15 protein-coding genes are annotated in these 14368 nt (G+C 71.0%); 12 read left to right on the top strand and 3 right to left on the bottom strand.

The annotated features are described in order from the left end of the window. Positions 1-30 precede the first annotated feature (30 nt). Positions 31-1134 (bottom strand): glycerophosphodiester phosphodiesterase, encoded by a 1104-nt coding sequence (locus B0I31_RS15150; protein ID WP_106616046.1) that lies wholly within the window; start codon positions 1132-1134, stop codon positions 31-33. Between the two features lie 125 nt (positions 1135-1259). Continuing rightward, on the bottom strand, positions 1260-2813 hold the full coding sequence (locus tag B0I31_RS15145) for a Na+/H+ antiporter (RefSeq protein WP_106616045.1): 1554 nt from the start codon (positions 2811-2813) through the stop codon (positions 1260-1262). Positions 2814-2841: 28 nt separating this feature from the next. Between B0I31_RS15145 and B0I31_RS15140 the strand changes: the two genes are divergently transcribed. The 12 genes from B0I31_RS15140 to B0I31_RS15090 all read left to right on the top strand — a co-directional run bounded on the left by B0I31_RS15140 (position 2842) and on the right by B0I31_RS15090 (position 13790). Next, on the top strand, positions 2842-3102 hold the full coding sequence (locus B0I31_RS15140) for a UBP-type zinc finger domain-containing protein (RefSeq protein ID WP_181320181.1): 261 nt from the start codon (positions 2842-2844) through the stop codon (positions 3100-3102). Between the two features lie 120 nt (positions 3103-3222). Then, entirely contained in the window at positions 3223-5205 is a 1983-nt protein-coding gene (locus B0I31_RS15135; protein ID WP_106616537.1) for a TRAP transporter permease, read from the top strand. Continuing rightward, entirely contained in the window at positions 5186-6178 is a 993-nt protein-coding gene (locus B0I31_RS15130) for a TAXI family TRAP transporter solute-binding subunit (protein WP_106616043.1), read from the top strand. The genes B0I31_RS15135 and B0I31_RS15130 overlap by 20 nt, the downstream gene beginning before the upstream one ends. A gap of 28 nt (positions 6179-6206) precedes the next feature. Further along, positions 6207-7463 carry a phosphoribosylamine--glycine ligase gene (purD, locus tag B0I31_RS15125; protein ID WP_106616042.1) on the top strand — a complete coding sequence of 419 codons (1257 nt, stop codon included), beginning with the start codon at positions 6207-6209 and terminating at the stop codon, positions 7461-7463. 151 nt (positions 7464-7614) lie between these two features. Beyond that, entirely contained in the window at positions 7615-8070 is a 456-nt protein-coding gene (locus B0I31_RS15120) for a hypothetical protein (RefSeq protein WP_106616041.1), read from the top strand. Beyond that, positions 8054-8665 carry a DUF3558 domain-containing protein gene (locus B0I31_RS15115; RefSeq protein ID WP_181320180.1) on the top strand — a complete coding sequence of 204 codons (612 nt, stop codon included), beginning with the start codon at positions 8054-8056 and terminating at the stop codon, positions 8663-8665. Before B0I31_RS15120 ends, B0I31_RS15115 begins: the two co-directional genes overlap by 17 nt. A gap of 9 nt (positions 8666-8674) precedes the next feature. Next, positions 8675-9964, top strand: coding sequence for a PPE domain-containing protein (locus B0I31_RS15110; protein WP_106616039.1), 1290 nt, complete (start codon positions 8675-8677; stop codon positions 9962-9964). 1 nt (position 9965) lies between these two features. Further along, positions 9966-10733: an ESX secretion-associated protein EspG gene (locus tag B0I31_RS15105; RefSeq protein ID WP_106616038.1), complete on the top strand. Its 768-nt coding sequence runs from the start codon at positions 9966-9968 to the stop codon at positions 10731-10733. A gap of 105 nt (positions 10734-10838) precedes the next feature. Next, complete coding sequence (locus B0I31_RS15100) at positions 10839-11378, top strand: ESX secretion-associated protein EspG (RefSeq protein WP_106616037.1); 540 nt, start codon at positions 10839-10841, stop codon at positions 11376-11378. Between the two features lie 200 nt (positions 11379-11578). Next, positions 11579-12736, top strand: coding sequence for a pyridoxal phosphate-dependent aminotransferase (locus B0I31_RS15095; protein ID WP_106616036.1), 1158 nt, complete (start codon positions 11579-11581; stop codon positions 12734-12736). Between the two features lie 67 nt (positions 12737-12803). Beyond that, positions 12804-12977, top strand: coding sequence for a hypothetical protein (locus B0I31_RS40620; protein WP_181320179.1), 174 nt, complete (start codon positions 12804-12806; stop codon positions 12975-12977). Between the two features lie 60 nt (positions 12978-13037). Then, positions 13038-13790, top strand: coding sequence for a potassium channel family protein (locus B0I31_RS15090; RefSeq protein WP_106616035.1), 753 nt, complete (start codon positions 13038-13040; stop codon positions 13788-13790). Here the strand turns inward: B0I31_RS15090 and B0I31_RS15085 are convergent. Beyond that, complete coding sequence (locus B0I31_RS15085; protein WP_106616034.1) at positions 13787-14368, bottom strand: HAD family hydrolase; 582 nt, start codon at positions 14366-14368, stop codon at positions 13787-13789. The genes B0I31_RS15090 and B0I31_RS15085 overlap by 4 nt on opposite strands.

Below are 14368 nucleotides of genomic sequence, written 5' to 3'. Positions count from 1 at the left end.
GCGCGAGCACGGGCGTCCCCCGGTGTCGGGTCAGCCCTTGCGGGCTTCCACGGCGGTGTCGGGGTTGTCGGCGAACACGCCGTCCAGGCCCGTGGCGTAGAACTTGGCGTACTCGCCGAACGCGTCGCCGTACGCGGCCGGGTCGGTGGACTTGCGGAAGTCCGCCGGCAGGAACGTGTTCTCGTTGCGGAACGTCCAGGCGTGCACGATCAGGCCGCGCGCGTGCGCGTCACGCACCAGGGTGGTCGGCTGGCGCAGGAAACCCGCCGCGTCCCGCGGGATGATCCGGTCCTTCGCCGCGCCCACACCGGCGGCGTAGGTGCGGATCTCGCGCAGCCCTTCCGGCGTCACCAGGTCGCTGTAGGTGCGCTTGTCCCCGGCCTTGACGAAGTCGTACGGCGCACCGGACGAGTTGACCAGCTGCACCAGCGGCACCCGCAGCTTCGACTTGAGCTGCTTGAGGTTGGCCACCTCGAACGACTGCACGAACACCTTGGCGCCGGGCCGGTTCAGGCCCGCCCTGGTCAGCACGTCGACCAGGCGCGGCTCCAGCGGCAGGCCGATGTCCTGGAAGTAGGTCGGGTGCTTGGTCTCCGGGTAGATCCCGATGTCGCGACGCAGCTCACGGCTGAGCCGGCGGGACAGGTCGATGACCTCCTCCAGCGTCGGCACCTCGAACCGGCCGTCGTAGAGGGTGTTGCGCGGCCGGACCTCGGGGATGCGCTCCTTGGCCCGCAGCGTCTTCAGCTCGGCCAGCGTGAAGTCCTCGGTGAACCAGCCGGTGATCGACGCGCCGTCGATGACCTTGGTGGTCTTGCGCCCGGCGAACTCCGGCTTCGTCGCGACGTCCGTCGTGCCGCCGATCTCGTTCTCGTGCCGGGCGACCAGCTTGCCGTCCTTGGTCACCACCAGGTCCGGCTCGATGTAGTCGGCACCCATCCGCGCGGCCAGCTCGTACGCGGCCAGCGTGTGCTCGGGCCGGTAGCCCGACGCGCCGCGGTGGCCGATCACCAGCGGACCCTTGCCCGACGACGCCACCTCCGCGTCGTTGCTCGCCGACGCCGAGGGCAGCACCACCGCCCCCGCCACCGCGAGCGCCGCGAGCGCCGCCCCCACGATCTTCGTCCGCACCATCGCCGACCTCCTCAGCAGGACTCCTGACGCGCGGCAGCCTCGTCGCGCACCGCGACGTCCCGGACACGCTAAGGCGAAGTGCAGGCCACGTCACGGTGAACGCGTAGTGGGTGGACCGGTGTTCGTCACTCCCTGGATATGGCCGCTTCCTCCAGGTCGAGTTCGCGCAGCACCCGGAACAACACCTCGTCGTCGATCTGCCCGTCGTCACGCGCCTTGATGAACACCTGGCGCTCGGCCTCCAGCATCGTGCGCCGCAACCGCCGGTACGACGCGGCCGGGCTCTCGTCCTCCTGCCTGCCCAGCCGCTCCCACGCCGCGTTGCCCCGGTGCTCGGCCATGACCCGCAGCCGGTCCACGACGTGCTCCGGCGTGTCGTGGTCGTCGCCGATAAGCTCGTCCAGCTTGCGCACCGCGGCCTCCGCGGCGGCGTGCTGCACCTGCGCCTCGGCCAGCGCGTCGGTCCGCTCCTCGTCACCGCGGAACGCCAGCTTGCGGATCACGTACGGCAGCGACAGGCCCTGGATCAGCAGCGTCCCGACGGTGACCACGAACGCGCAGAACACGATCACCTCGCGCCCGGGCAGGTCCAGCGGCAACGCGCTCGCCGCGGCCAGCGACACCACACCCCGCATCCCGGCCCACGACAGCACGGTCACGCCACGCCACCCCGGCGCGCCCTCGCGCTCCCGGATCCGCTTCGACAGCAGCCGGGGCAGGTACGCCGCCGGGTACATCCACGCGAACCGCACCAGGATCGTCGCCACCAGGACGGCCGCCGCACCCCACACCAGCCCCGAGGTGATGTCCACCTCGCGCACCACGCTGTTGAGCTGCAAGCCGATCAACGCGAACACGAACGACTCCAGCATCGTGTCCACCGACCGCCACACCGCGGTGTCCTGCAGGCGCGTGTAGTACGAGCTGCGCGGCGCGTGGTGCCCGATGTAGAGGCCGGCGATGACGACCGCGAGCACACCGGAGGCGTGCAGCTCCTCGGCGAAGATGTACGCACCGAACGGCACCAGCATGCCGAGCGCGCTCTCCAGCACGCCGTCGTCGAGCCGGTCGCGGATCCAGCGCACGGCCCAGCCGATCACCAGCCCGACGATCACCCCGCCGACCGCGCTGACCAGGAACGTCCGGGTGCCGTCGACCCAGGTGGCGGCGACACCGGCGGCCGCCGCGACGGCCACCTTGTAGGCCGTCAGCGCGGTCGCGTCGTTGATCAGGCTCTCACCGGTGAGCAGCGTCATCGTCCGCCGCGGCAGGTTGAGCCGCCGTCCGATCGCGACCGCGGCGACCGCGTCCGGCGGCGCCACCACCGCGCCCAGCACCAGCGCGGCGGGCAGCGACAGCTCCGGCAGCACGAGGTGCGCGACCCAGCCGACGCTGATCGTGGTCACCAGCACCAGGCCGACCGCGAGCAGGCCGATCGGCCTCAGGTTCGCCCGGATGTTGTGGTACGAGCTGTCCAGCGCGGCCGAGTACAGCAGCGGCGCCAGCACCAGGACCAGGATCAGCTCCGGGTCCAGGGCGAACTCCGGCAAGCCGGGGATGAACGACACCGCGAGCCCGACGCCGACGAGCACCAGCGGCGCCGACCAGTTGAGGCGTTTGGCCGCGGCCGTGACGAGCAACGCGCCGACGAGCACCAGGAGCAGTTCGGGTCCGTGCATGCCGCAATCTTGCGTGATGATGACCCGTATGACCTGTCCTCACGTCTCAGACCTGCCGGAGTCGGTCGCACCGGACAACCCCGCCGGCTGCGCCGACTGCCTCGCCGCGGGCGAGCACAACTGGGCCCACCTGCGGATCTGCCTGTCCTGCGGGCACGTGGCGTGCTGTGACTCCAGCCCGCGCCGGCACGCGACCGCCCACTTCCACGCCTCGGAACACCCTGTGATGCGGTCGTTCGAGCCGGGCGAGGACTGGCGCTGGTGCTACCTGGACTCCCGGATCGTGTGAACCCGGTCGATCTTCGCGCGACCGTCTTTACAGTCCCTTTAGACGGTCGGTCTATGGCTGTGACCCACGGCACAAGTAGCTTCGTGAGCGCTCGATCCAGCGCGACACGAAGGGGTGCGCGTGCCGACCAAGCCGCAGGTCGAAGTCGATGAACTGCTCGCCGAGTACGACGAGGAGCGCCCGTCGCGCGCCTTGTCCCGGCGCTGGGAGCTGGGCGTGTGGGTGGCGGGTCTCGCCATCGCGCTGCTCGTGCTCAAACAGGTGTTCTGGCCGTTCAGCAAGGGCGGCCAGTACTACCTGGTGATCTTCCTGGCGGTCACGCTGCCGCTGGTCTTCCTCTGCTACCGGCCGCGCGGCAGGCGCGGCGGGGCCGACGACCCCGGTGTCGTGGACTGGCTCGCGGCGGCGTGCGCGTTCGTGGTGGGCGCGTACCCGCTGTTCGGCGGGTTCGACGCGTTCCTCGACCGCCAGGGCCAGCTGACCACGCTCGACGTCATCGCCGGGTCCCTGCTGCTCGTGCTGATCCTGGAGGCGTGCCGGCGGACCACCGGCTGGGTGCTGCCGATCGTCTGCGTCGGGTTCATCGCGTACGCCTACTACGGCGGTTTCCTGCCGCCGTCCTGGACGATCTCGCACGCGGGCGTCGACTTCTCGCAGATCATCAACGGCTTCTACAACGACGCCACCGGTTTCTACGGGACACCGCTGGACGTCGCCGCGACCTACATCGTGCTGTTCACGATCTACGGTTCGGTGCTGAACGCGTCCGGCGCCGGGACGTTCTTCGTGGACATCAGCTTCTCCGCGTTCCGCAAGTCGCGCACCGCGCCGGGCCGCACCGCCGCCACCGCCGGTTTCCTGCTCGGCACGGTGTCCGGGTCGGGCACGGCGACCACCGTGTCGCTGGGCGCGGTGACGTGGCCGATGCTGAAGAAAGCGGGCTACCCCAAGGAGAACGCGGGCGGGCTGCTCGCCGCGTCCGGTATCGGCGCGATCCTGTCGCCGCCGACGCTCGGCGCGGCGGCGTTCATCATCGCCGAGTACCTGGAGACGTCCTACCTGCAGGTGCTGATCTGGGCGATCCTGCCCACCCTGCTGTACTACCTGGGCATCGCGCTGGCCGTGGAGATCGACGCGCGCAAGTTCGGCGCGAAACCGGTGGAGATCGACTCGCCGAGCCCGTGGGCGCTGCTCAAGCGCGGCGGGTACCACTTCCTTTCGCTCGCGGTGATCGTGGTGTTCCTGGCGCTGGACATCCCGGTGTTCTCCGCCGTCGTCTACGCGACCGGTGTCGCGGCGCTGTTCGCGCTGATCGCCAAGCGCGGTGACGTGCGGGCGTGGCTGCGGGCGATGGCGGACTCGCTGTCGCTGGGCGTGCGGTCGGCGTTGCCGGTGATCGCGGTGTGCGCGGCGGCGGGCGTGATCACGTCCACCATCACCAAGACCGGTCTCGGCCAGGTGCTGGCGTCGGCGCTGGTGGACCTGGCCGCCGCGATCTCGTCCAACCCGACCGTGGTGCTGTTCGTGACCGTGGTGCTCGCGGCGTTCGCGGTGAGCCTGCTCGGCCTGGCCGTGCCGGTGACGGCGTCGTTCATCATCTCGTGGGTCGTCATCGGGCCCGCGCTGGTGGAGCTGGGCGTGGCGCGCGAGGAAGCGGCCATGTTCATCTTCTACTACGCGGTGCTGTCCGAGGTGACGCCGCCGACCGCGCTCGCCGCCGTGGCCGCCGCCGCGATCACCGGCGGTGACGTGATGAAGACGATGTGGCGGACGTGGAAGTACACGCTGCCCGCGTTCCTCGTGCCGCTGGCGTTCGTGCTGACCGACAACGGCGCCGGTCTGCTGCTGCGCTCGTCGTTCCTCGACGGCGTGTGGGTGTTCGCGGTGTCCGCGCTGGGCGTGGCGGCACTGGCCGTGCTCACCGGCGGCTGGCTGTTCGGTCCTGCCCGGTGGCCCGAGCGCGTGCTGTGCGCGCCCGCCGCCGTGGCCCTGCTCTACCTGCAACCCGTCACCATCGCCGTCGGCGTGGGCTTCCTGCTGGCCGCGGTGGCGGTGCACGTCGTCCTACGGAGGAAGGAACAGCATGCGCAGCTGGACGCTTAGGGTCGCCATCGGTGTGCTCTCGGTCGGCCTGGTCGCCGCCGGGTGCGGCGGGAAGCAGACACCCGCCGCATCGAACGGCGAGGCGGGTGGAGCCGCCTGCGAGGCGGCGGACGGGCGGATCACCATCGCGACCGGCAACTCCGGCGGCGTGTACTACGTCGTCGGCGGTGGGCTGGCGAAGCTGATCAGCGACAACACCAAGCTCAAGGCCACCGCGGCGGAGACCGGCGCGTCGGTGCAGAACATCCAGCAGCTCGTCGCGGGCGACTACGACGTGGCGTTCTCGCTGGCCGACACGGCGGCGGACGCGGTCGCGGGCAAGGGCGCGTTCGACGGCAAGCCCCAGCAGGTCCAGGCCCTGACCAGGCTGTACCCGAACTACACGCAGGTGCTGGTCCGGGCCGACTCCGGGATCGACTCGATCGCCGACATGCGCGGCAAGCGGATCTCCACCGGCTCGCCCAAGTCGGGCACGGAGGTGATCGCCCAGCGGCTGCTGACGGCGGCCGGGCTCAACCCGGAGACCGACGTGCAGGCGCAGCGGCTCGACCTGGCCAAGACCGCGGACGGGATGAAGGACGGCAGCATCGACGGCCTCGTCTGGTCCGGCGGCCTGCCCACCGCGCAGATCACCGACATCACCACGTCGTTGAAGGACCAGGTCAAATTCATCGACATCACGCCGCAGCTGGACGCGTTGAAGAAGATCAACGAGGTGTACGACCGGGGCGTGATCCCGGCCGCGACCTACGGGCAGCCGGCCGACGTGCCGACCGTGGCGGTGCCGAACGTGCTGCTCGTGCGCAACGACTTCCCGGAGGGCGACGCGTGTGCCCTGACCAAGCTCATCTTCGACAAGAAGTCGGACCTGGAGGCCGTGCACCCGGCGGCCAAGGACATCGTGAAGGAGAAGGCCGGCATGACCGACCCGGTGCCGCTGCACCCCGGCTCGTTGGACGCACTGGGCGGCTGATCGGCGCAGTCATCTAGGCTGCCCAACCGTGCGTGTCCTGGTCATCGGGTCTGGCGCCCGTGAACATGCCCTAGTCCTCGCCTTGTCGCGGGATCCCTCGGTGATCGCGTTGGCCTGCGCGCCGGGCAACGCCGGCATCGCCGGTGTGGCGGAGACCTACGGGGTCGACGTCACCGATGGCGGTGCCGTCGCGGCGCTGGCCAAGGAGTGGAACGCCGACCTGGTCGTGGTCGGGCCGGAGCAGCCCCTGGTGGCGGGTGCGGCGGACGCCGTGCGCGCGATCGGGATCCCCTGCTTCGGCCCGTCCGCCGCGGCGGCCCGGATCGAGGGCTCCAAGGCGTTCGCGAAGGACGTCATGGCCGCCGCCGGCGTGCCGACCGCGGTGTCGGAGATCGTGGACAACCCGGCCCGGCTCGACTCCGCGCTGACCCGCTTCGGCCCGACGTGGGTCGTGAAGGACGACGGCTTGGCCGCCGGCAAGGGCGTGGTCGTCACCACCGACCGCGCCGTGGCCCGCGCGCACGCCATGACGTTGCTTGACCACGGCCACCCGGTGCTGCTGGAGTCGTTCCTCGACGGACCGGAGGTGTCGCTGTTCTGCCTGGTCGACGGCGCCACCGTGGTGCCGCTGCTGCCCGCGCAGGACTTCAAGCGCGTCGGCGACGGCGACTCCGGCCCCAACACCGGCGGCATGGGCGCGTACTCGCCACTGCCGTGGGCCCCGCCCGACCTCGTGGACACGATCGTGTCAACCTGCGTCCAGCCGGTCGTCGACGAACTGGCCCGCCGCGACACCCCGTTCACCGGCCTGCTGTACGCGGGCCTGGCCCTGACCTCCACCGGCCCGCAGGTCATCGAGTTCAACTGCCGGTTCGGCGACCCGGAGACCCAGGCGGTCCTGGCCCTGCTCCGCACCCCGCTGGCCGCCCTCTTCCACGCCGCCGCCACCGGCACCCTGGCGTCCGCACCGGCCCTGGACTGGTCCGACGGCTACGCCGTGACCGTCGTGATCGCCGCCGAGGGCTACCCCGGCCGGCCGCGCACGGGTGACGTGATCAGCGGCGCCGACGTCGACGGCGTGCTGCACGCGGGCACCCGCCGGCGCGAGGACGGCGCCGTCGTCTCGACCGGCGGCCGGGTCCTGTCCGTGGTCGGCACGGGCCCCACCCTGTCCGCCGCCCGAACCGACGCCTACCACCGCCTGGAAGCCGTCCACCTGACCGGCTCCCACCACCGCACGGACATCGCGCTGCGTGCGGCGAACGGCGAGATCACCGTTCCCTGATCCCCTGGAAGCGGCCCACCCGGTCGACCGCTGTCAACCCGAGGGAACCGGGTCGGACGTTTCTTCGTCCAACCTCAGACCTGGTTCACCTGGTCGTTGGTAGCCTCGAACCGGGTTCAAGTCGTTACCGACCGTACGGGGGTAGGACGTCGTGGAGCAGGAGACCGGCCTACTGGGAGCCGTCGCCGCCGCGGGGGGAGCCGTCGGCAAGGCGGTCGGCGAGATGTTCAAGGCCGAGAAGCGTCTGACCGACACCATGGCCGCCGGCCCGGCCGGAGGTGAGCAGTTCCAGGTCTCCAAGGAGACCGTCCTCGACGCCGGCAAGATCATCCAGAACCAGGTCGAAGCGCTGTGGACCAGCTACAGCGCGGCCGTACGCGATCTCAGGGTCAACCTCAACGGTCTCGACACCGTGAACAAGGACATCGCCGAGGCGTGGAACGAACGGCTGATCGACCACGACGACTCGTACTCCAAACGGGTCGAGCAGTACATCGACAGCCTCGTGGGTCTCGTCGAGCAGTTGCGTGCCGCGGCCAAGCAGTACGGGCACACCGATGAAGACGTCGTGGCGGCTATGGGGGCAGCGGGTGCGTCACAGCGGTAAGGCGTTCATCGCGCTCCTTCTCGTCGCCGGTGCGGTACTGGCCGGCTGCACGCAGAAGACGCCCGGTGACGCCAACTCGACGACGACCGCCAACGAGACGACCGCGGCCTCGGGCACGTCCGAGCCGACTGTCGAGTTCCCGCGTCGACCGTCGGAGATCAAGCTCGACGGCATCGCCGATGCCTGCGTGACCCTGACCAAGGACCAGCAGCGCGAGTTGGGCATCGACCAGGCGCTCAGCGAGCCGATGGACGTCATCGAGGACCGGGAGATGCCGGGGTGCAGCTTCCGGGCGAACTCGCGCCCGCTGTTCAGCTACGAGGTCACCTTGATATCCGACGAGGGCGCGGGCTACTGGCAGAGCGGCGGCAACCTCGACGTCATCCAGAAGACCGTCGCCGGGTACGGCGCGCTTCAGGTGACGCTGGCCGGAACGACCAAGGGTGACTGCGCTCTCGCGGTGGACGTGGCGGACGGACAGCAGCTGTTCGTCTCCTTCCTGCCGATCGGTGACGGCTTCACCCAGGACCAGATGTGCCAGAACGCGGCCAAAGGCGCGGAAATGGCACTGACGACGTTGCAGACTTTGAAGTAAGGGGGAGGTATGGGCGGCTTCAGGCAGATCACCGACCACCGCTTCGAGGGGTACACCAACACCGGGTTGGCGGAGCTGGTCGCGCAATTCCAGAAGGGTGACGCCGCCCAGCGGTTCAGCGACGCATCCCACGCCTTGCGGCAGCTCGCGAGCACGTTGGACGAGACCGACGAGACGCTGCGGACCGAGCTGAAGAAGCTCGGCATCGAGTGGCAGGGCGCGGCGGGCAACAACGCGGGCCAGGCGGTGACCGTGTCCGCTGATGTGGCTACCTCGGGTACCGAAGCCGCACAGCAGAACTCCAAGGCCACGGCCGTGCAGGGCGCGAACTACAGCCAGGCCAGGAACGGGATGCCCGACTCGCAGCAGTTGCGCGGTGACACGGAGACCAGTTTCGTCGATGACGTCGGTGGGTTCTTCGGGTACGAGACGGATCACGCCAAAGAGGTCAAGCAGACGCAGGCGGCGCGGGAGCAGGCCATTCGGGGGCTCGATCAGTACACCGAGGCCAGTCGGGACGCGTTGAACCAGTACCAGGGCATGAACAAGCCGCCGCAGTTCGAGGTGACGACGGCGTCCAGTGTCAGCACGCCGGTCGCCCCGGTGGTGCAGTCCGCCGGGTCGGTGCCGGGGATTCCCGGTGGCGTGCCGGGTGGTGTGCCCGGTGGTGTGCCGGGCGGCGTCCCCGGTGGCACGGTCGGTGTGCCGCCGCAGTTGCCGGGGCAGTTGCCCGGTGGGTCGACGGGGCTGCTGCCGCCGAACACGCCCGGTGGGTCGACGGTCGTGCCGCCGGCCGCGTTGGGTGGCAAGCCCGGTGGGTCGAACTTCCCGTTGGGGTTGGGCCTCGGCTTGACCGCCGGGCTCGGGTTGGGGCTCGCGGCGACGCAGGCGCGTGGCGGGCGGGTCGTGCGCAACCCCTCTCCGGCGACGCCCGGCGCCGGCAAGGTGCCCGAGGGACCCGCGGGTGGCAAGGGCACGGGTGGCGGCGCCGCCGGCGGACCCGGCAAGGGTGGTGTGCCCGGGATGCCCGGCACGTTGACCGGGAAGCCCGGTGTCTCCGCGACGATCGGCGCCATCGACCCCGACGAGCGCGTGGCCGGTCGTGGCGCGGCCGGTGGTGCGGCGGGCAAGGCGGGCGCCGGTGCCTCGATGCTGCAGCCGGCGGCCAGTGCCAAGGGCGGCCCCGGCGAGGAGGACGCGGAGCACGTCCGCAAGTACGGCGTCGACTCCGACGACGTGTTCGGTGACGAGCGGATGGTCGTGCAGTCGGTCATCGGCGACGAGCCCGAGAAGAAGTGAAGTGAGCGGCACGGTTGTCCTGTCCACGCTCGAGTTCGACGTCGCGTGGGAGGGTGAGCGCCTGGCCCGCCGCAACGTCGCGCTGGACGTGCCGAGCCCGGGCATCACGCACACCGAGCGTGCCGTGTTCGTGGAGCAGGCCTGGGGGTCGCTGGCTGAGCGCGGGCTGGCCACCAAACGGCGGTTGACGCCCGAGCTGGCCGACGCGTTCGCGCTGCTGGCCAACCCGCAGGTGTCGATCGACCTCTGGATCTGGGTCGACCGCCGCAAGATCAGGGGTCTGGCGGCGGCGGCCGGTGAGGAGGGCATCCTCGCCGTGGTCGACGGCGACGAGGTGTGGCTCATCGAGGCACGGGCCAGCGCGCTGGCCGAGGCGGCGGTGTCCGTCGCCGGTGAGATGCCCGCCGGGTACGGCCGGTCGATCAGCCTGCCGAACGACGTGCTGCGCGCGGCGTCCGACGAAGCCGGGCGGGACGCGGAGAAGCTGGTGCTGGCGTTGGAGCGGCACGGGTTGCCGCTGCACGAGGCGCAGGAACTGGCCGGCATGTGCGACGGCATGAGCACGCGCGGCCAGTTCGGCGCCGAACGCGCCCAGCACGGTGGGCCGCCTGTCCGAGCCGGCCGTGTGGTCGCCTGGCACGACACGCCGTCCGGCCGTTACCTGCACCAGGTGCGGCCCAGTTCGGACGGTCGCAACTGGAGCACGATCACCCCGATCGACAACGCCCGGCTCGCCGGGTGCGTGTGGGAGCTGGTGCGGGAGGTCTGAGTTCCGGTCCGGCGAAGCGGAACCCGGGCGTCCTCCGCGACGTCAGTTCCGCAGCGGGCCTGGGGGGCCGGAGCAACGCCCGCCGGCATTCGGGAGTGACGTCTGGTGACCAACGCGACCCTCAGCGCCACCGCGTTCCGCACCGCCTGGGAGCACCTCGACCTCGGCGCCATGCCGATCGTGCTGCACGTGCAGGACGAACCCGCGCCGTGGAGCCACCTCACCGCCCAAGGCCTGGCCCGTGGCAGCGAACTCGACCCGTGGCTCGGTGCGGCGTTCAAGCTCATCGCCTACCCGCCGCGGTCGGCGGACCTGCGACTGGGCATCGGCACGGCGGCGGTGCGCGCGCTGGCCGCGTCCACCGGTTCAGGTTCGCTGCTGACCGTGCTGACCCGGGACCTGTTGACCGTGCGGGAGGTGGACGCCGACCTCGCCACCGCGCTGGTCGGGCTGCTGCCGACCCTGCCGGACGGCCGGGTCGGCGGATCTGACCTGCGCGGCCAGTTCGGCGCGGCCGTGATCGACCACAGTGGACGACGGCGGCGCGCGGCGGACGTGGTCGACTTCCACGGACCGGTCGAGGCCGACGTGCTGCGGGAGCGGATCACCGGTCTGTTGGGGGAATTCGGCGATTCGGCGCGGTGACCTGTGCACTCCGGCCCGGCCCGGCTGAGTGCGGTCCGGTTCGGCCCGGCTAGGTCCGGCTCGGGGCGGTGCGGCTCGGTGCAGTGAACAGTGCGAACCGTTGGGGGCAGGCCGCCAAGGTCGCGGAGAGTGGAGCCGTCACCGGGGTTCGGTGGTGGTGACCTGCGGGTCTTTGGTGGTGGTCGATTAGCCTGGCGTGCATGGTGGGTGTTGCCGGTCGTGCCGATGTGCCTCCTTTCCACGTCATGGAAGTGCTGTCCGCCGCTGCACGGCGGCAGCGGGTGGTGGGGGATGTCGTGTCGTTGGCGGCCGGGCAGCCGTCCAGCCCGGCGCCGGCGCCCGTGTTGGAGGCCGCGCACCGCGCCCTGCGCGAGCAGACCCTCGGCTACACCGAGCAGCTCGGCATCGTGGAGCTGCGGGAAGCCCTGGCGGGGCACTACCACCGGCAGTACGGGCTGGCTGTCTCGGCGGACGACGTCGTGGTGACCACCGGGTCGTCCGGCGGCTTCCTGTTGGCGTTCCTCGCTTCCTTCGAGGCGGGCGACCGGGTCGCCCTGGCCCGGCCCGGCTACCCCGCCTACCGCAACATCCTCACCGCGTTGGGCTGCGAGGTGGTGGAGCTGGCCTGCGGGCCGGAGACGCGGTTCCAGCCCACGGTGGCGATGTTGGACGACGCCGGCCCGCTCGACGGGCTCGTGGTGGCCAGCCCGGCGAACCCGACCGGCACCGTGCTGGCACCGGCGGAACTGGCCGAGCTGTCGGCCTGGTGCGCCGAGCACGACGTGCGGCTGGTCAGCGACGAGATCTACCACGGCATCAGCTACGGCACGCCGCTCGCCTGCGCCTGGCAGACCTCCCGTGAGTCCATCGTGGTCAACTCCTTCTCCAAGGCGTTCGCCATGACCGGCTGGCGCTTGGGGTGGATGCTGCTGCCGCCCGACCTGCGCCGCGCGGTGGACCGGCTGACCGGCAACTTCACGCTCTGCCCGCCCGCCCTGGCCCAGTACGCGGCCGTCGCCGCGTTCGAGCCCGAGTCGTACGCGCAGACCGAGCGCCTGGTCGAGGGGTACCGACTCAACCGGGACGTGCTGCTCAAGGGCCTGGCCGACCTGGGCATCGACAAGGTGGCACCCGCCGACGGCGCCTTCTACGCCTACGCCGACATCTCCCACCTCACCGACGACTCGATGGACTTCTGCCGCCGCCTGCTCGACGACACGGGGGTCGCGATCGTGCCGGGCATCGACTTCGACCCCGTGCGCGGGCACGAGTTCATCCGGTTCTCCTTCGCCGGGGCCGGCCACGACATCGAGGAGGCGTTGCGGCGGCTGGGCGGCTGGTTGGTGTCGTCATCATGATGACAGTTGTACTCCCGATCACGGCGGTCGTGGGGAACTGATCGGGTGGTCCAGTCGTTCGGGTGACATGGTCCGGATAATCCTGTGGCTGCTCGCGGCCTGGCTCGTGATCACCGTGCTCGGCGCCGTGATCGAGGGCGTCTTCTGGCTCGCGGTGATCGGTGGCGTGCTCTTCCTGGGCACGGCCGCGTACGGCGCGATCAAGAGCAACAAGCGCCCGAAGGGCATCAAGGGGCCCTGACGACCTGGCAGTTGTCCCGACGAGCTGGAAAAACGCCGAGCCGACCCGCACCATGGGTCGGTGTTCGAGACCGATGAACGCCGACTCGCCCAGTGGGAGCGCCGCGCCGAGTGGCCGCTGACGGGCCTGGCCACCCTCTTCGTGGTGGCCTACGCCTGGCAGGTCCTCGACAACCGCTCGACGGCCGGCCTGCACACCGTGCTGGAGGTCGTCCTCTGGCTGGTCTGGCTCGTCTTCGCGCTGGACTACGCCGCGCGCTTCAAGCTCGCCGTCGACAAGCGGAAGTTCTTCGTCAACCACCTGTTCGACCTGCTCGCGGTCCTGCTGCCGATGGTCCGCCAGCTGCGCGTGCTGCGGCTGATCACCGTCCTCAAGGTGCTCAACAAGCGGTTCGCGGGCAAGTTCCGGCAGAAGGTGGGCGTCTACGCCGCGGGCGTCACGGTCCTGGTCAGCCTGTGCGCCTCCCTGGCCGTGCTGGACGCCGAACGCCACCACCCGGACGCCTCCATCACCACCTTCGGCGACGCCGCGTGGTGGACGCTCACCACGATCTCCACCGTCGGCTACGGCGACCGCTACCCCGTCACGTGGGAGGGCCGCCTGGTCGCCGCGCTGCTGATGATCGGCGGCATCGCCCTGCTGGGTGTCATCACCGGCACGATCGCGTCCTGGCTGGTCCAACGGCTCAGCGGGGTCGAGGACTCGGTCGCCGAGGCCGAGCAGGCGACGGCGGCCGAGCTGCGCCTGGTCCGCGCGGAGCTGGCCGAGCTGCGCGCGGAACTGCGCGCGGCCAGGGCCGACACCGGGGGCTAGACCCCGAGCACCTCCCGCGCGTGCGCGGCACCCCGCCACCGCACGCCTCGCAGCCCGGCCGTGACCGCGGCGTCCACGTTGACCTGCCGGTCGTCGAAGAACACGCAGTCCGCGGGCCGCGCCCCGATCCGCTCCGCCAACGCGGCGAAGATCCGCGGGTCCGGCTTGGCCACGCCCAGATCACCGGAGAACACCAGGTGCCGGAAGTGCGCGGTCCACGGCTGCCGCTCGGCCGTCCGCGCCATCGACACGGGCGCGTTCGACAGCAGCGCCAGCGGCACACCGGCCGACGCCAGCTCCGCCACCAGCTCCACCACCGCGGGCACGGGCCGCAGCCACCCGCGCACGTCCAGCTCGGTCAGCCGCCGGGCCAGCGCCTCGTCCACCGGCACGCCCACCGCCGCACCGACCGCACGCCAGTACTCCAGGTCGGGCTGACCGGCGTCGTAGTCGTGCCGCGCGGCCCAGTACCCGGCCGAGAAGTCCTCGACCGGCACCCCGAGCAGCGCGGCCAGCGCCGGCAGCTCGCCGCTGGGCTCGCTGATCACCTCGCCGTAGTCGAACACCACCCAGCGCAC

Source organism: Saccharothrix carnea (assembly GCF_003014735.1).
GTDB classification, from domain to species: Bacteria; Actinomycetota; Actinomycetes; order Mycobacteriales; family Pseudonocardiaceae; genus Actinosynnema; species Actinosynnema carneum.
Note: the sequence above shows the minus strand (reverse complement) of the source record. Positions and strands in the feature narration are given on the sequence as shown.

Bases quoted from the DNA above. Each gene is read 5' to 3' on its own strand.
- B0I31_RS15110 (WP_106616039.1), top strand. From the start codon at position 8,675: ATGGGCGGCTTCAGGCAGATCACCGACCACCGCTTCGAGGGGTACACC.
- B0I31_RS15140 (WP_181320181.1), top strand. From the start codon at position 2,842: ATGACCTGTCCTCACGTCTCAGACCTGCCGGAGTCGGTCGCACCGGAC.
- B0I31_RS15145 (WP_106616045.1), bottom strand. From the start codon at position 2,813: ATGCACGGACCCGAACTGCTCCTGGTGCTCGTCGGCGCGTTGCTCGTC.
- B0I31_RS15150 (WP_106616046.1), bottom strand. From the start codon at position 1,134: ATGGTGCGGACGAAGATCGTGGGGGCGGCGCTCGCGGCGCTCGCGGTG.
- B0I31_RS40620 (WP_181320179.1), top strand. From the start codon at position 12,804: ATGGTCCGGATAATCCTGTGGCTGCTCGCGGCCTGGCTCGTGATCACC.
- B0I31_RS15130 (WP_106616043.1), top strand. From the start codon at position 5,186: ATGCGCAGCTGGACGCTTAGGGTCGCCATCGGTGTGCTCTCGGTCGGC.
- B0I31_RS15095 (WP_106616036.1), top strand. From the start codon at position 11,579: ATGGTGGGTGTTGCCGGTCGTGCCGATGTGCCTCCTTTCCACGTCATG.